This is a genomic window from Arthrobacter sp. Y3221159, from assembly GCF_059089885.1.
Genome location: NZ_JBNHFC010000013.1, coordinates 33,600 through 49,680 on the forward strand (window position 1 = coordinate 33,600; position 16,081 = coordinate 49,680).

At 69.1% G+C, this 16,081-nt stretch carries 17 protein-coding genes; 11 read left to right on the top strand and 6 right to left on the bottom strand.

The features are described 5' to 3' along the window. The first annotated feature begins 85 nt into the window (after nt 1-85). The 3 genes from AC5RT3_RS14170 (at nt 86) to AC5RT3_RS14180 (ending at nt 3,020) form a co-directional block, all read left to right on the top strand. Complete coding sequence (locus AC5RT3_RS14170; RefSeq protein WP_494051706.1) at nt 86-1,483, top strand: energy-coupling factor transporter transmembrane component T family protein; 1,398 nt, start codon at nt 86-88, stop codon at nt 1,481-1,483. A gap of 68 nt (nt 1,484-1,551) precedes the next feature. Then, a complete protein-coding gene (nth, locus tag AC5RT3_RS14175; protein WP_494051841.1) occupies nt 1,552-2,346 on the top strand; it encodes an endonuclease III in 795 nt (264 codons plus the stop codon). Next, nucleotides 2,343-3,020: an NUDIX hydrolase gene (locus AC5RT3_RS14180; RefSeq protein WP_494124479.1), complete on the top strand. Its 678-nt coding sequence runs from the start codon at nt 2,343-2,345 to the stop codon at nt 3,018-3,020. Before nth ends, AC5RT3_RS14180 begins: the two co-directional genes overlap by 4 nt. A 98-nt stretch (nt 3,021-3,118) precedes the next feature. On the opposite strand, the gene AC5RT3_RS14185 is transcribed toward AC5RT3_RS14180, so the two are convergent. Both AC5RT3_RS14185 and AC5RT3_RS14190 read right to left on the bottom strand, forming a co-directional pair. Beyond that, nucleotides 3,119-3,310: a YegP family protein gene (locus AC5RT3_RS14185; protein ID WP_494009947.1), complete on the bottom strand. Its 192-nt coding sequence runs from the start codon at nt 3,308-3,310 to the stop codon at nt 3,119-3,121. Between the two features lie 160 nt (nt 3,311-3,470). Next, nucleotides 3,471-5,189 carry a bifunctional 3'-5' exonuclease/DNA polymerase gene (locus AC5RT3_RS14190; protein WP_494124480.1) on the bottom strand — a complete coding sequence of 573 codons (1,719 nt, stop codon included), beginning with the start codon at nt 5,187-5,189 and terminating at the stop codon, nt 3,471-3,473. A 117-nt stretch (nt 5,190-5,306) separates the two neighbouring features. Between AC5RT3_RS14190 and ssd the strand changes: the two genes are divergently transcribed. The 7 genes from ssd to AC5RT3_RS14225 all read left to right on the top strand — a co-directional run bounded on the left by ssd (nt 5,307) and on the right by AC5RT3_RS14225 (nt 10,663). After that, nucleotides 5,307-6,506, top strand: coding sequence for a septum site-determining protein Ssd (gene ssd / locus AC5RT3_RS14195; RefSeq protein ID WP_494124481.1), 1,200 nt, complete (start codon nt 5,307-5,309; stop codon nt 6,504-6,506). After that, entirely contained in the window at nt 6,503-7,735 is a 1,233-nt protein-coding gene (locus tag AC5RT3_RS14200; protein WP_494124482.1) for a TadA family conjugal transfer-associated ATPase, read from the top strand. Before ssd ends, AC5RT3_RS14200 begins: the two co-directional genes overlap by 4 nt. Then, a complete protein-coding gene (locus tag AC5RT3_RS14205; protein WP_494124483.1) occupies nt 7,732-8,613 on the top strand; it encodes a hypothetical protein in 882 nt (293 codons plus the stop codon). Before AC5RT3_RS14200 ends, AC5RT3_RS14205 begins: the two co-directional genes overlap by 4 nt. Beyond that, the gene (locus AC5RT3_RS14210) at nt 8,610-9,224 is read left to right on the top strand and encodes a type II secretion system F family protein (RefSeq protein WP_494051700.1); all 615 of its coding nucleotides are present in this window, start codon (nt 8,610-8,612) and stop codon (nt 9,222-9,224) included. The genes AC5RT3_RS14205 and AC5RT3_RS14210 overlap by 4 nt, the downstream gene beginning before the upstream one ends. A gap of 136 nt (nt 9,225-9,360) precedes the next feature. Further along, entirely contained in the window at nt 9,361-9,708 is a 348-nt protein-coding gene (locus AC5RT3_RS14215) for a DUF4244 domain-containing protein (protein WP_494051699.1), read from the top strand. A 116-nt stretch (nt 9,709-9,824) separates the two neighbouring features. After that, a complete protein-coding gene (locus tag AC5RT3_RS14220; RefSeq protein WP_494051698.1) occupies nt 9,825-10,214 on the top strand; it encodes a TadE family type IV pilus minor pilin in 390 nt (129 codons plus the stop codon). Beyond that, nucleotides 10,211-10,663, top strand: a complete 453-nt coding sequence (locus tag AC5RT3_RS14225; RefSeq protein ID WP_494051697.1) for an Rv3654c family TadE-like protein — start codon at nt 10,211-10,213, stop codon at nt 10,661-10,663. Before AC5RT3_RS14220 ends, AC5RT3_RS14225 begins: the two co-directional genes overlap by 4 nt. Here AC5RT3_RS14225 and AC5RT3_RS14230 read toward each other — a convergent pair. Further along, nucleotides 10,660-13,101 (bottom strand): DEAD/DEAH box helicase, encoded by a 2,442-nt coding sequence (locus AC5RT3_RS14230; protein ID WP_494124484.1) that lies wholly within the window; start codon nt 13,099-13,101, stop codon nt 10,660-10,662. The two genes, AC5RT3_RS14225 and AC5RT3_RS14230, sit on opposite strands and share 4 nt — an antisense overlap. 86 nt (nt 13,102-13,187) lie before the next feature. Continuing rightward, nucleotides 13,188-13,880 carry a GNAT family N-acetyltransferase gene (locus AC5RT3_RS14235; RefSeq protein ID WP_494009954.1) on the bottom strand — a complete coding sequence of 231 codons (693 nt, stop codon included), beginning with the start codon at nt 13,878-13,880 and terminating at the stop codon, nt 13,188-13,190. A gap of 142 nt (nt 13,881-14,022) precedes the next feature. Between AC5RT3_RS14235 and trhO the strand changes: the two genes are divergently transcribed. After that, nucleotides 14,023-14,916, top strand: a complete 894-nt coding sequence (gene trhO, locus AC5RT3_RS14240) for an oxygen-dependent tRNA uridine(34) hydroxylase TrhO (RefSeq protein ID WP_494009955.1) — start codon at nt 14,023-14,025, stop codon at nt 14,914-14,916. A gap of 49 nt (nt 14,917-14,965) precedes the next feature. Here trhO and AC5RT3_RS14245 read toward each other — a convergent pair whose 3' ends face one another. Together AC5RT3_RS14245 and AC5RT3_RS14250 are read right to left on the bottom strand one after the other, a co-directional pair. Then, nucleotides 14,966-15,535, bottom strand: coding sequence for a DUF6023 family protein (locus tag AC5RT3_RS14245; protein WP_494009956.1), 570 nt, complete (start codon nt 15,533-15,535; stop codon nt 14,966-14,968). A gap of 49 nt (nt 15,536-15,584) precedes the next feature. Continuing rightward, complete coding sequence (locus AC5RT3_RS14250) at nt 15,585-16,073, bottom strand: DUF6023 family protein (protein WP_494009957.1); 489 nt, start codon at nt 16,071-16,073, stop codon at nt 15,585-15,587. Nucleotides 16,074-16,081: the final 8 nt, after the last annotated feature.

The window sequence follows — 16,081 nt, forward strand, 5'->3', positions numbered from 1 at the left end:
CCAGTGCCGGGCAGCAGCGGATCCGGTGTTACGACGGGACGGTACCGGGGCCAGGCCCCGGTACCGCCACGCTAAGGAGAACAGAATGAACCAGCAGAGCTACGGCCAGAAAACAGGCCCCGACACCGCGGCAGGCGCAGGCGCCGAAGGGCCCGCCTCCGGGGACGGTCCGCAGGCGGCGGCCGCTGGAAAAGGCAGCCGCACAGGCCTTTCCAAGGATGCCAACCAGGCGGTGCTCGGGCCGTTCACCGTGCGGGACCTGGCTGTCTTCGCCGGCACCCTCATCCTGTTCATCGCCTCACTACTGCCCATCTTCGGCGGGCGGTACAACCTGTGGAACCTGAACAACCTGTTCTTCCTGGGATTGGGAATCATCCTTCCCCTGATCACCAGTGCCCTCTTCGCAGCGCGCAGGCTCGCGCCCACCACCAGGATCCGCATCGGTTCCCTGTCCGTGGACCAGTTCGCCTCCGTGGTGGCCTGCTTCGCCGTTGCCTTCTTCTTCCTGTCCGTGGCAGGCGCTTACGTGCCCAGCCTGCTGGTGGGCCTGATCGGCTCCCTGGTCCTTTTCGCGGCAACGGTGCTGGGCCGCTTCCTGCCGTACCTCAAAGGTGACTTCCAGGGCCGCGCCGAAACGCCGGCCCACGTGGTGGCCCGTGAAGCAGCTGTCCCGGTCCAGAAGCCGCGTGCCCCCAAAGAACCCAAGCCGAAATCTGCGTCCAAGCCGGGCGCGGGGAAGCTGCTCAGTTCCGCCGGCGGCAAGCTCTTCGGCGGCGCGGGTGCCGGATCCTCGGCCGTCCCGCCGCGGTCAAACGACCATGCGTCCGCCACCAACCATGCGCCGGCCACCGCCGCCGTCCCGTCCGTTTCCGCGCACCATTCCCCGGCCACCGCGGCCGTGCCCGCCACCGGTCCTGCATCCGCAGGGACCTCCGCGGCAGGCACTCCCGTGTCCACCGCTCCCGAAGTAGCCGACCACGCTCCTGAAATCGACGCTGGTCCGCCCACCCAGGCGGCCGACGTCGTGCGTCCCGCTGCAGCATCCGGCGAGGACACGCATTTCGGGGAGGTGCCGGCCGGATCCGGTTCGTCCGTCACAAACGGTGCGCCTGGCGGACATCACGACGCCGGTGCGCAGCCGGTTGCCTCCGGTGCGGCTGCCTCCGCAGCCCGGAGGACGTGGGAGCCGCCTGCAGCAACTGCGGTGCACCAGCAGATCCGCCCCGAGGAACCGATCGGGGCAACAGTTGACCCGTCGAGCCGGCACGAGCAAGTGGACGAGCAGCCCATCCACGAGGCGTTCTGGTTTGCTGTTGCCCAGCACCGCACCGCCTACGATCCGCGCACGGGGGCGCCGGCCTTCATCATTGAACCGGGTGGCTGGGTCCTTGCCCTCGAAGACCGCGGCCATGAGTTCCTGGTCCAGCACACTGACGGGCGGCTGGGCGTCCTGCGGGACCTCAGCAACATCGAGCGCGGCTAGGTCCCGTGGCCGCGCCCCGCGCCGCAAAGGCCGGCGGAAAGACGGCCCCCGCCGGCCAAACCGCCGGGATGCCGGTGGTTTCCTCCGAGTCGATGCTCGCGCTGAAGCGGCGGGCACGGCGCATCAACAGGGCACTGGCGGAGAAGTACCCCTACGCGCACGCGGAGCTCGATTTCACCAACCCGTTTGAACTGCTGGTGGCCACCGTCCTTTCGGCCCAGACCACCGACGTCACGGTTAACCAAATCACGCCGCTGCTCTTCGCCCGCTACCCGGACGCGCGGGCCATGGCGGAGGCGGACCCGGCCACGCTCGAGGAAATCATCAAGCCAACCGGTTTCTTCCGGGCGAAGTCACGCAACCTCCTGGCGCTGGCCACCAGGCTGGTGGATGAGTACGACGGCGTTGTGCCCGGCCGGATCGAGGACCTGGTCACCCTGCCCGGCGTGGGCCGCAAGACCGCCAACGTGGTGCTCGGAAACGCCTTCGGCATCCCGGGTATCACGGTGGACACCCACTTCGGCCGGCTGGCCCGCAGGTTCGGCTGGACGCAGTCGGAGGATCCCGTGCAGATCGAGTCCGACGTGGCCGAGCTGTTCGAACCGAAGGATTGGACCATGCTCTCGCACCGGGTGGTGTTCCATGGCCGACGGGTCTGCCATTCCCGGAAACCCGCCTGCGGGGCGTGCCCGGTGGCCAACTGGTGTCCCAGCTACGGCCTGGGTGAAACGGACCCGGCCAAAGCGGCCAAGCTCCTGAAATACGAACTGGCGCCGGGCAGCGAGGACCTGCTGGCAGAGCTGCTGGCCAACACGGAGCGGGCGGCGGAGATCAGGATGGCATCCCGGAAGAAGACGCCGTGAGTGCCCGGGATGACCTGATCGGCTTGGTCCGCCGGTCCGAATCGGGAGTCGACGCCACACCGGATCCGCGTTGGGCGGCACTTACCGTGGACGAGGAGCTGGCACGAAAAGCCGCCGTGCTGATGCTTTTCGGCGCGCTGGATGACGTCCCCGCCGCCTCGGGCAAGCCCCTTGCCCCCGCCGACCTCGACGTGCTGCTCCTTGAACGCGCCCACACGCTGGGCTCGCACCCGGGGCAGGTCGCTTTTCCCGGCGGCAGCATCGACGCCGACGAGTCAGCAGTGGAGGCCGCCCTCCGCGAAGCCGAGGAGGAAACCGGGCTCGACGCGGGCGGCGTCGAAGTCCTGGGCACGCTCCAGCAGCTCGGCCTGGCCCACAGCAACTTCCTGGTGACCCCGGTGCTCGGCTGGTGGCGCTCACCCTCGCCGGTCCGGGTGGTGGATTACGCCGAATCAGCCCAGGTCTTCCGGGTGCCGGTGCGGGACCTGCTGGATCCCGACAACCGGGTGATGGCTACCGTGCACCGGGCAGGGCGCACGTTCGAAAGCCCCGGATTCACCGTGAACGGTGTCCTGGTGTGGGGCTTTACCGGAATTGTCCTGAGCGGACTCTTCGACCAGCTGGGCTGGTCCGTCCCGTGGGACCGCACCCGCCTTCACAGGCTGGGCGTCTGATTCCAAAAGAATAGGGAAGCCACGCGCGCCTTTGAGCGCGGCTGCCCGGTCTTGGGGCGGGTCCCCGGCAAAAGCCGGGGAGCCCGGTGCGTGGTGCTTCAGGCCTGCTGCTGCCTCAGGTCCACCACGATGCCTGTCGCCGCGTTTTCCCGCATCGCCTTGATGCCTTCAAGCAGCGTGTTGAGCGACTTGAAGTTGGGTGAAACGGCAACGATGTTGCCTTCCGCATCTGTGAGCCGCAGCCGGTATGACTCGTCTCCTACGCGGTGAATTTCGAACCTGCCCGCCATATGTCGGACCTCCCCTGGTATGCGTCGTTGCATGAGCCGTCCCGACCGGTCTGCCTCAGTCGCCGCTATGAACTGTAACGCCCGTCACGCTGCCAGTCGAGCTACTGCCGGGTAGGTTACATTCCCCGACTTGTGGGTACGTGTGCTGACTTATTTGCCGTCACTTGGCGTGGTCATAGGAGTCCACCACGGCCATACTGACGGGAAACTCCACCGGAACGGGGCCGAACAGCAGTTCCTTGGCCGCATTGGCAGCGTCCTCGATGGCCCTGGTGCAGGCAGCCACCTGGTCCGCCGGAGCATGGACCATTACTTCGTCATGGAGGAAGAAAACAAGTTCGGCACCCGCGGCACCATCCGCGCGCAAGCCGCGCAGCCGCCGTCGTAATTCCGCGAGCCAGCAGGCCGCCCAGTCAGCGGCTGAGCCCTGGACCACGAAGTTCCGCGTGAAGCGGCCGCGGGACCTGGCAAAGGATTCCGCGCGCCGCTGCTCCTCGGCAGTGGCGGACCGTTGGCTGTGGAACCAGCGCTCCGACGGCGGCGGGCTGCTGCGGCCCAGCCTGGTGGTGACCGTTCCGCCGGTCTCACCGGTCCGCGCCGCACGCTCCACAAAGTCCACGGCCCGCGGGTATGTCCGTGCCAGCTGGGGCATAAGCCGCCCCGCTTCCCCCGACGTGGCCCCGTACATGGCGCCGAGCAGGGCAATCTTCGCCTTCGCCCGGTCCCCGCCGAAGCCCTTGGCGGCGATGGCCGCGTACAGGTCCTGGTCGCGCGCGGCCTCGGCCATCACAGAGTCCTGCGCCAGCGCAACCAGGACGCGGGGCTCCAGCTGGGACGCGTCCGCCACGATCAGTTTGTGGCCGGGATCGGCATGCACGGCGCCGCGGACCTGGCGCGGAATCTGCAGGGCACCGCCGCCACGGGACGCCCAGCGCCCGGACACCACGCCGCCCACCACGTACTCCGGCCGGAACCTGCCTCCCGCCACCCAGGCATCGAGCCAGGCCCAGCCGTTGGCCGTGTGGAGCCGGGACAGCTTCTTGTACTCCAGCAGCGGCTCTATGGCCGGATGGCCCGACTCCCGCAGCTCCCACTTGCGGGTGCTTTTCACCTCGATGCCGTTGCGGTGCAAGGTCCGGATCAGGTCCTGCGGGGAGTCCGGGTTCAGGGCGGGCGCGTTCAGCAGGTTCCGCAGTTCCGCGGCCAGGGCCTCCAGCCTGGCCGGGCGGTGCCCCAAGGGCGGGCGGGGCCCGAGATGGTCGGCAAGGATCTTTTCATGCAGGTCTTCGCGCCAGGGAACGCCGGCGTGCTGCATTTCGGCGGCGATCATCGCGGCGGCGGACTCTGCGGCGAGCAGCAGCTGAAGCTGGTTGCGCCGGTTCCCCTCCGGGTCCACCGCGGCAAGGGCGGCCTGCTGCGCAGCGTACTCGCTGCGGAGCTCACCGGGCGTTTGCCGGGGTAGGGGCGCCGTGTCCGGCTCATCGAACAGGGCACCCTGGTCCGCCGGCGGGCGGGGCGGCAGGAGTGTTTTGGACGGGAGGACCGGGTCCTCCACCGGGGTCCTGTCCGCGGTGCGGGCGTACTCCGTGTGGGCGGTGAACTGGGAGAAGGCGAGGATGTTTCCGCAGAGGGTGAGGTCGTAGGACCGCTCCAGTTCCACGCCGGACGCCAGCAGGCCGGGGTACCAGTCCTGCGTGCGGTGCCAGATCCAGCGCGGCGGCTGCCCGCCCTTCCGGTCTGTTTCAAGCCGATGCACGACGGCGGGGAGGTCTTCGCGGGCGATAATGTGCGGTTCGGGGTTGGCCGGCTGGGGCTCGCCCGCCTGGGTCAGTTCCTGAAGGGCCGCGCCGTGGGGGTGGGCGGCGAGCAGCAGGTACATGCTCCAATTGTGCCCTGATCACGGGGCTGTCCTGGCGCGGGCAGCGTCCGGCCCGGCTTTTCCACATAGCGGCCGCGGTGCCTTACCTGCTTCCGCCCGCCCGTGGAGAGTGGCTCCATGAGCAGGCACCAGTTGACCCCGTCCCACACAGATCCAGGCAGTGCTGGCAGTTCCGCGCGGTCCTCCGGCCCGGTGCCGGCCGGGACGGCGGATACCGGAGCCGGCCCGGGGGACGACGCCGCCGGGGCATGGCTTCCGGCCGGTGCTGACGAGGTGCTGCTGGTGACGGCGTCCGCCCTCCTCCGGTCCGAGGTGGAGCGGATTGTGGCGGCCGCCGGCGCGCATCTGCGTGTCGTTGCTGACGCTGCCGAAAGCGGCCGGCACTGGGAAGGGGCGGGCGCGGTCCTGGTGGGCAGTGATATCCGGGAACTGCCGCCGCGGCGCCGGGCACCCGCGGTGCTGGTGGGGCTGGACGGGGAAGGCGATAGCCTGTGGCACCTGGCCGCTGCCCTGGGGGCTGAACGGGTGGCGGTGCTCCCGGACGCCGCAGCATGGCTGGCCGACCATCTCAGCCGGTCGCGATCGCCTGCACCCGGCGGACTGGTGCTGGGCGTGACCGGCGGGTGCGGTGGCGCCGGGGCCACCACTGCGGCCGTCTGGATCGCGCAGGCTGCCGCCGGCCTGGGGGTCCGTGTGCTGCTGGTGGACGGCGACCCCTGGGGCGGAGGAGTGGAGCTTGCCATCGCCGCCGAGGAACACCCGGGCCTGCGCTGGCCGGACCTGTCCGATGCCCGGGGCAGCATCGATCCCGTGCAGCTTTCGGACTCCCTGCCCGTTGCAGGCGGGTTCTCCTTCCTGTCATGGCCCGCCAGCAGGGACCAGCCGGTTCCGGTGGCTGCCTCCACCACCGTGGGTGTACTGGACGCTGCCCGGCGGAGCTACGAACTGGTGGTGGTGGATATAGGCCGGCGGACAGAGCCGCTCCAGGCCTTCACGTGGGATTGCGACCGGATTCTGGTGGTGGTTCCCGCACAGCTCAAAGCTGCCGTGGCGGCGGCGCGGCTGCTCCAGGAGTTCCCTCCGGTTGAGGCTGCCCTCCTGGTCCGCGGAAAGCCGGGTTCCGCGCTGGACGGGCCTCTGCTCTCCGACGCCATTGGGCTGCCCATCCAGGGCCGGGTGCCGGAATTGCGCGGGGTGGCCGCCGCGGTGGAGGCCGGACGGCTCCTTGACCTGGGCAAGCGGCGAAGTATCCGGCACTTCGCCGCATCCGTCCTTGACGCATTGGGCGACGACATGTTTGTGGAGGAACTGGCATGAGGCAACACCCCGGGCCGCTGGTGCCGGGCCCGGGCCCTGTCCGGCGGCGCGACAACCGTGGACAGGACAGCCGGCGCCGGGTTGACGCCGGGCTGCTGGAATCCGTGCGGGAATCAATGATGGCCGAGGCAGGTGCGGTTACGCCGTCGCGGGTGGCAGCCGCCGTGCAGGCCACGGGAAAGCTCCTGGGCACAGCGGGTGCCCTGGCCGCCGCGGAACGGATCAGCGCGGAGCTGAACGGCCTGGGTCCGCTCCAGGAACTCACGCGCGATCCGGCCGCCACGGACATCTTCGTGAACGCACCGGATTCTGTGTGGGTGGACCGGGGCCGCGGCATCGAACGCACGGCCATCGTTTTCGACAACGAATCCCAGCTGCGGGTGCTGGCCTGCAGGCTGGTGGCAGCCGGCGGCCGGCGGCTGGACGACGGTTCACCCTGCGTGGATGTGCGCCTGGCCGGGGGTTACCGTGTCCACGCCGTCCTCCCTCCGGTCTCCACGGCAGGTACCCTGCTGAGCGTCCGTATCCGCCGGGAACGGGTCTTCTCCATGGCCGAACTTGGCGCGGCCGGAATGTTCAGTCCACGGCTGCAGGATGTCCTTAGAAAAGTGGTGGAGCGCAGGTTGAGTTTCCTGGTCAGCGGTGCCACTGGGTCAGGCAAGACCACCCTGCTGTCAACCCTGCTGGGGCTGTGCTCGCCGGAGGAGCGGCTTGTCCTGATCGAGGATGCGGCAGAACTGAATCCCCTCCATCCGCACGTGGTGTCGCTCGAGTCCCGGCACGGGAACCTGGAAGGCGGCGGCGAGGTGGACCTCGGCGAACTGGTCCGGCAGGCGCTGCGCATGCGCCCGGACCGGCTGGTGGTGGGTGAGTGCCGCGGAGCGGAGGTACGCGAGCTCCTCACGGCCATGAACACCGGCCACAGCGGCGGGGGCGGCACCATCCATGCGAACACTGCCGCCGCGGTGCCCGCCAGGTTGACCGCGCTGGGCGCCCTGGCCGGGCTGGGCCCGGACGCCGTGAGGCTCCAGGCAGCAAGCGCCCTTGACATCGTCATCCACGTTGAGCGGACTTCCCGGGGACGGGAAGTGTCCTGTATCGGCGTCATTGGTGATGGCCCGGACGGGCTGGCGGTCGTTCCCGCACTGGAAGCCGCTGCGGGCGTGCCCGGCCCGGCGTGGCCGGCGCTCGCGGCCCGGCTGGGGATCCGGGCGGGGGATCTGTTGTGATCCTGCTGCTGGCCGCCACCCTCGTCCTGGCGGCCGTCCTGCTGCTGAGGCCGCCACATGGGGCCCCGGCCAGGCTGCGCCGCGCGGCAGGACACTACCGGGCTGTGTCCTTTGCCGGTGCCGGGCGGTTCACCATGCCCTGGGCTTTGCGGAAGCGGGAGCGTTCGGCGGGGCGGGGCAGTAAGCCGGCAGCCTCGGCCCTGACCCTGGTGGTCCAGCAACTAGCAGCCCTGCTGAAAGGCGGACGGACGCCCGGCCGGCTCTGGGAGGAACTGTGGGTGGTCTACGGGACGGCGGGCAGCGGTGCGCCGCCGGCGCACCCTCCGGCCAAACTCTTCCGACCGCATCCTGTGCAGTCCCCGGACCGGAACCGTGCCGCCAGCCAGAAGGAGCGGCGGCCCGGCGCCGGACTGTCGGCAGGTTCCGTGGCCGTGCTTGCCGCTGCCAGGGCTGCAGCAGCAGGCGGCCGGCCCGTGTCCGAGGCCATCCGCAGGACCTTGGATTCGACGTCCACGGTCCGGGACCGTGAAGCACGGATCTGGTCCGAGCTGGCGGCCTGCCTCGACATCGCGGAAGCCAGCGGATGTCCCCTCGCCGATGTGCTTACACGATTCGCGGCCCAGCTCGAAGTGGAGGACGACGCCGACGCTGCCCGGCAGACGGCCCTGGCAGGCCCAAAGGCCACCGTAACCCTGCTGACCTGGCTGCCGCTGATGGGGTTGGGCCTGGGAGCGGCGCTGGGGGTGGATCCTCTTGCCATTCTGCTGGGAACACCCCTGGGCCTGGCAGCGCTGGCGGCCGGGATAGCGCTCACTGCTGCCGGCCGGGTGTGGTCCGCGCGACTGGTGTCGGCCGCCGCCGGGGCAGGAGTGCCATGAGCGGGAACGTCCCGCTGGCCGCCGCCGTCTTCCTGTCACTTGCAGCTGCCGCCTGCCTCATCTGTTCGGACAAATGGACGGCGAGGAAACGCCTTCGTCTCCTGCGCATCAACAAACTGGCCCCGGCTGTTCCGTCCGCCGGCGAGGCAGGAACCACACACAACCGGGGCGGGCCTGGCCTGCGAGATACCGCCATGATGCTCGAACTGGTGGCGGCGATGCTGGACGCAGGTTCCAGCATCGGACGGTCACTGGAACTTGTGGCAGCGTCGGCCTCAACCCGGTACCGCGGGGCGCTCCGGCCGGTAGTGTCCGCCCTGTCCATCGGCGCCGACTGGGAGACCGCCTGGCGCAGCTCAGCCGTCCGGCTCCCCGAGATCCTGGAACTGCGTGACGCCCTTGGCTTCGCCGCCCTCACCGGCGCCCCGTCATCGGCCATCCTCTATGCCCAGGCAGCAAGGCTGCGCCGGGAGAGATTCCGGGCGGCAGAGAAGCGCGCAGCCTCGCTCGGCGTGAAACTCGTCGTCCCGCTGGGACTCTGCTCGCTCCCGGCCTTCATCTGCCTGGGCGTGGTTCCTGTCCTGCTGGCCCTGGTGCCCTCCGGCAGTTAGCCACGTCTTTCCCTCCACACCGGCCGGGAGCCCGGCCTTATCCACTTAGGCCACCCGCGCACTTACCGGTCCTGCCCGGGAGCGGAAGAGTCAAGACAGCCGGCAACATCACCGGCCCCAGGAAAGGAAACACCACATGTCCATGAACCACCACCGCCGGTACTACGCCGGACATGCCGGACCTGCCGCGTTCCGTCCGGCCGCTCCGGACCGGGAAGGCAACAGGTCCCGCAGGGCACGGATGAACACCGGCAGCATCCTGCCAGCCAACGTTGTGGAGCTCCACCCAGGCGCACGCCTGCCCCGGAAGCACAGCGGAACCATCAGGCTGATGGGTTCGGAGGCGGGCATGGCCACCGCCGAATACGCCATCGCCACACTTGCTGCGGTTGGCTTGGCGGGCCTCCTTGTCTTCATCCTCCGCAGCGACGAGGTCCGCGGCTTCCTGCTGACCCTGATCCGCACCGCGCTGGCACTGCCGTGACCGCTGCGCCGGCCGCGCTCCAGCACCGGACAACCCGGACCGTTCCCTGCTGCCCGGAAGGCCGGGAAGCCGGCACCGGGGGACACTGCAAGCGCGGGCCCGGACACGGAAGCAGCATGTCGAACGCGGGACGCGGCGCGGTCACTGCCGAGTTCGCCGTGGCGCTTCCCGCGGTGCTGGCCCTGCTGGCCATGCTCCTGGCGGGGGCTGCGGCAGGGGCAACCCAGCTGCGGATCGAGGAAGGGGCGCGGGCCGGTGCGCGGGCGTTGGCGAGGGGCGATGATCCCGCCAGGGTCGAGAGAACCGTCAGGACACTGGCCGGCAGCACGGCAGCAGCCGCGGTCGCAGCGGAGGGCGGCTGGTACAGCATCACTGTCACGGACCGTGTGGCCGGGCCGCTGGGCTCCTGGATTCCTTGGATCCTGACCGCCCGCGCCTCCACGCGCAGCGAAGCGCCCCCAGCATCCTCAGCCGGTGGACTGACTGACTGGAGGGGGACCAGGTGACGGAGGCTCACGCGCGCAACGGGCCGGCGCCTGGCCGCCGGAGTACTTCCAGGCGGCGCGGCAGCGGCCTCATTGCGCCGCTCGTTGCGCCCCCTGACGACCAGGCCGAGCGGGGCTCCGGGACGGTCCTTGCCGCCGGCCTGGCGCTGGTGGTCCTGCTCGTCGCGGCCATGGTGATGCTGCTGGCCCAATCGGCGGTGCTGGCCAGCAGGGCGGCATCTGCCGCGGACCTCGCTGCCCTTGCCGGTGCCGATGCGCTCCGCGGCCTGGCCGACGGCCAACCCTGTGCAGTAGCGGCGGCGGTGGCCGCCCGCCACGCAGCGGTGGTCGTCAGCTGCGTGGCGGGCCCGGGCCAGACACTAGAGGTCCGGACGCAGCTGGCCGGGTCCATTCTGGGTCCGGCCAGCGGCCATTCCCGGGCAGGACCTCCACCCGGTGGGATTCCCTAGGCGCGCCGTGAGCCGGCGCTTGGTTCGCCGATGCCCTGCTGCCCGGTCGCCTCCTGTGGCCCTGCGGCGTCCGGCTGCCCGGTGGTCTCCGGCTGCTCCGTGGCCTCCCTCAGCAGAACGTCCAACAGTGTGACGGCGGCGTCCTTGTCCAGCGGGTTGTTCTTGTTTCCGCACTTGGGCGACTGCACGCAGGACGGACAGCCGGAGTCGCACTCGCAGGCCTTGATTGCATCCCGGGTGGCGGCCAGCCACACCTTTGCCTTGTCGAAACCCCGCTCGGCAAAGCCGGCCCCGCCGGGGTGACCGTCATAGACAAAAATGGTGGGCACCCCGGTGTCGGCATGCAGGGCCGTAGAGACGCCTCCGATGTCCCACCGGTCGCTCGACGCCACCAGCGGCAGGAGCCCGATCGCGGCGTGCTCGGCCGCGTGCAGCGCACCCGGGAACTGGGCTTCGATGAGGCCGGCGGCCGTGAGCGACCTGTTGTCCACCACGAACCACACGGCTTTGGTAAAGAGGTCCCGGGCTCCGAGGTCCAGCGGTTCCTCACCCAGGATCTCGTTGGAAATCAGGGCCTTGCGCTGGAAGGAAACCACCTGCGTGGTGACCTTGACGTCGCCGAAGTGGACGGTGATGTCGCCCCACTGCATGGTGCGATGGGTCTCCAGCACCTCAATCTGGGTGACGTCCCGGGCGGTGGTGTAGTAGTCCGGGTTGGCCCGGCGCACCACCACGCAGTGGTCCTCCTCGTTCAGGTCCTCCACCACGTAGCTGTCGCCCTGGTGGATGTACACCGCGCCGTTGTGCGCCTGGTAATGAGTCTGTGGCGAATCCATGGTGCCCAGCAGGGAACCAGTGTCCGCGTCCACGATGCTTACCGGCCCGCCGCCGTCCGCCCGGAGGTTGACCATCGCCGCAGCGCTCTGGGCATGGGTCCAGAACCAGCCCGCGGGCCTGCGGCGGAGGTAGCCCTGCGCCACGAGCTTGTCCAGGAGTGCCCCTGCCGTTCCGCCGAACAGGTCCAGTTCCCCAGGACCCAGGGGGAGTTCGGCGGCCGCAGCGCACAGGTGCGGGCCGAGCACATAGGGATTGGATGGGTCAAAGACCGTGGCCTCCACGGACACGTCGAAAATCGCTTCCGGGTGGTTCACAAGGAAGGTGTCCAGGGGGTCGTCGCTGGCCACGAAGGCGGCGATCGCCTCCTGGCCGGCCCTGCCGGCACGCCCGATCTGCTGGAACAGGGAGGCCCTGGTTCCGGGCCAGCCCGCCACCAGGACCGCGTCCAGGCCGGAAATGTCGATGCCCAGCTCCAGAGCCGAGGTGCTGGACACGCCCAGGAGCTGGCCGGAGCGGAGGGCTCTTTCCACGGCGCGGCGTTCCTCCGGGAGGTACCCCGAGCGGTAGGCGGCCACCCGCTGCGGGAGGCTGGGGTCCACCTCGTCCAGGAGGCGCTTGGTGATGGTGGAGATGGTCTCCGCGCCGCGGCGCGATTTGATGAAGGCGATGGTCCGCACCTGTGCGGACACCAGATTGGCGAGCAGGTCGGCTGTTTCGGCCACGGCTGTCCGCCGTTCCTTCGCACCGTTCTCGCCCCTGACTTCGCTCAGGGCCGGTTCCCAGAAGGCCACCGTGGTGGCGCCGTGGGGTGAACAGTCGCGGGAAACGGCCTGTACCGGGGCGCCGATCAGCCGGGAGAAGGAGGCATCGGGGTCGGAAGCCGTTGCCGAGGCAGCTATGAACACGGGTTCGGGGAAGGAGGTGCCGGCTCCGTAATAAGCGCAGATGCGACGCAGCCGCCGCATCAGGTTGGCCACATGGGACCCGAACACGCCCCGGTAGCTGTGGGCTTCGTCGACGATCACATAGCGCAGCCGGCGGAAGAACCCCGCCCACCAGGCATGGTTGGGAAGGATGCCGAAATGAAGCATGTCCGGGTTGGCCAGGATGAAGTTCGCATGGTCGCGGATCCAGCGCCGGGAGGCGGGGTCGGTGTCGCCGTCGTACGTCTCTGCCCGGACGGTGGGAAGCTTCAGGGCGCGGATGGCGTTCAGCTGGTCGGCGGCCAGCGCCTTGGTGGGGGAGAGGTACAGGGTGACGGCACCGTCGTCGTGGATCTTTCCCGGATCTGCGAGGACACGCAGTTCAGACCGGTGGATGGCATCCAGCGCTGGCAGCTGGTAAGCCAGCGACTTCCCCGAAGCGGTGCCGGTGGCCACCACCACATGGCCGCCGCCGTGCGCGATCCCGGCGGCTTCCACCTGGTGCCGGTAGGGCTCCCGGATGCCCAGGGAAGTGTAGGCGTCCACCAGGTCCGGATGGACCCAGTCCGGCCATGGTGCGTGGACCGCCGCGCGCGCCGGCAGGGTGCGGACATGACGGAGCTGTTCCGGATCCGGGCCGCGGCCCAGCATGGGAATCAGGGAGTCATGGGGGTTCACCCCAACATTGTTTCACCCGCGGGGAAACCGCAGCCCCGGTTCCCCCAAGGGCGAACCGGGGCTGCGGGACAAAGAGGAGGGAACGGTCAGCTCAGGGACAGATCCGAACCGTCGTGGGATGCGGACAGCATCAGCACGCGCGAGACCGTGCTCCAGCCCAGATGCGAGTAGAGCTTCTGGCCGTCAACGGATGCCAGCAGCAGCCCTGTGGTGACATCGTGCTCGAACGCCTGCGCGGCAAGGGCCCGCATGATGAAACTGCCCAGTCCGCGGCGCTGGAACCCCGGCTCGGTAATGATCTTGTCGAACACGGCGGTGTCCCCCACCACAAACACCCGGCCGCTCGCGGCCAGGGCATCGCCGGATCGCACCTCCGCGTAGTGGACTCCGTTCTGCTCGGTTGCGGAGAAGGTCAGGTCGTCGTCGGAAAGCCAGGGGTCCTCGGCATCCTGCGTCTCCATGTCAACGATCATCATGGTCTGGCTATCCGAGGTGACGTTTAGCCCGTGCCTGCCGGCCATGGCTGCATAGCGGGGGATGTCGTTGGTGAGGATCGTCAGGACGCGGGGCGGAACCTCTGCGGTTTTGGCAGCCAGGGCGGCGAATTCGTCGTCAGTGGGGTCGGACGCGAAGTATTCCCATTCGCCGCTCGTGTCCGCCCGGAGTGCAGCGGGGAAACGGCCCTCTGTGGATGTCTGGTACCCGCGGCAGCCGGCCCAGCCAGCCACCCACACTTCAAGAAGGCCAGTGATGTCTTCAATCATGGTTTCCGGACTCATGGCATGAACACTATTCCAGCCTGAACGCCAGCAACAGGGTGCTTACGCAATTGTGATGGAGGAGGTTCCGGACGCCGGTACGGGTGCTCGGGGCCAGCCCAACGGCGCAGGTGCACGGACCCCAGCCGGTACCCTTAAACACGTGGCTTTGAACCGAATCGTGCTCTTCTACGGCTTTACCCCCATCGTTGACCCGGACGCAGTGCGTCTCTGGCAGCGTGCCCTCTGCGAGAAGCTGGGCCTGACCGGGCGCATCATCATCTCCAAGGACGGCATCAACGCCACCGTGGGCGGCGAGATCGGCGCGGTGAAGCAATATGTCAAAACCACACGGGAATACAAGGGCTTCCGCGGCATCGACGTCAAATGGTCCGACGGCGGCGCGGAGGACTTTCCAAGGCTCAGCGTCAAGGTGCGCGACGAGATCGTCTCCTTCGGCGCACCCGGCGAGCTCAAGGTGGATGAGAACGGTGTGGTGGGCGGCGGCAAGCACCTTAAGCCCGAAGAGCTGCACCAGCTGGTGGACGCCCGGAAACAGGACGGCGAAGAGGTGGTCTTCTTCGACGGCCGGAACGCCTTTGAGGCCCAGATCGGCCGGTTCAAGGATGCCGTGGTCCCGGACGTCGCCACCACCCATGACTTCATCAAGGAACTGGACTCCGGTAAGTACGACGCCCTGAAGGACAAGCCGGTGGTGACCTACTGCACCGGCGGCATCCGCTGCGAGGTGCTTTCGAGCCTGATGGTGAACCGCGGCTTCAAAGAGGTCTACCAGCTGGACGGCGGCATCGTCCGCTACGGCGAAACCTTCAAGGACCAGGGCCTCTGGGAAGGCTCCCTGTACGTCTTCGACAAGCGCATGCACCTCGAGTTCAGCGAAGACGCCAAGACCATCGGCCAATGCACGCGCTGCTCCGCGCCCACCAGCAAGTTCGAGAACTGCTCCAACCCCAGCTGCCGCACCCTCACGCTGTACTGCGCCGAATGCGCCGCAAGCCCCGAAACGCTGCGCTGCCCCGAGGGTTGCGCCGCCTGAGCCACAGCTTCAGCCGGTCGGCTGCAGCGCGGCCACGTACAAGCCGCCCTCACAGCCGCCGCACCCGGTAGGCAAAGTTGGCGCCGGTCCTGGCCTCCACCGTGATGCTCAAGGAAGTCTCGGCGGAGAGGTAGATGACGTTCTCCCGGTTGACCCCGCATCTCAGCCCCAGGTCCACCAGGGTCAGCGCATCACTGCGGACAACGAAATCGACCCGCCGCTGGCTCCGGCAGGCCAGGGCCAGAGCGTAGGTGCCGGTTTCCAGCACCGGAGTGGTTTCCGTCCGCACTTCCGCGGCGGCAAGGAGCCCGGCCCCTGCATGGACCACCGGCTGCGGGGGGTCGGGCAGGGTCCGCTCCACCCACGCCTCCAGTTCCCCTTCCGGCACGGGGTCGCGCCGCAGTGCATCGCGGGTGAAGGCCGGAGCAGGAGTAACGGAAGGTTCCGCCGGGACGCCCGACCAGTCCCGGCCGTCGTCGTACGTGTATTCACAGCCGCCCAACGCCATCCCGGCTGCCAGCACAAGGCCCAGGACGACGGCGGCCGCCGGCCTCCGCGCCAGCGGTGCCCGTGCTGTCCCTCCGGAAAGGGGCGCGGAGAGCCTCCGCACGGTGGGCATAGTCCGACTCTAAGCCTGCAAGGCCCGGCGGGCCAGAGCGGAAGGACCGCTATCGGGCGGGCACCAAATGGTAGGCGTAGATGAGCGGGGCATCGACGCTGGAGGTGCTGACCTCCACCGTGCCGGGCTCGGGCAACGTGATCCTGGTGACTTCCCGGCTGCCGTTGCAGGCCGCCCCGGCGTCCACCACCTGGGTGCCGTTAAGTGATAGCGCGAAGAAGGCTTTTCCGCCGCCTTCGCAGGTGGCCGTCAGAGTGTAGCGTCCGGCCGGAACGCTGGACGCTTCCTGCACGATGTGGTCCCGGTTCAGAATCTTCCCGGCGTCCGACAGCACGGCTCCCGCGGCGGAAGGCAGGGCAGTGGCCTGCCACTGCGGCACGTCCGCGTTCTCTATCGACACCACGGGGGAACAAGCAGCCAGGGCAAGCGCCGCGGCGGGCATGACGGCAGCCAGCAGCAGCCCTCCGGACTTCAGCGGGCGGCAGGGGACGGCAGCCCGGCGGCGGGCGCGCGGAAGGAGGGGCAGCGGAGAAGGCATGCTTCAAC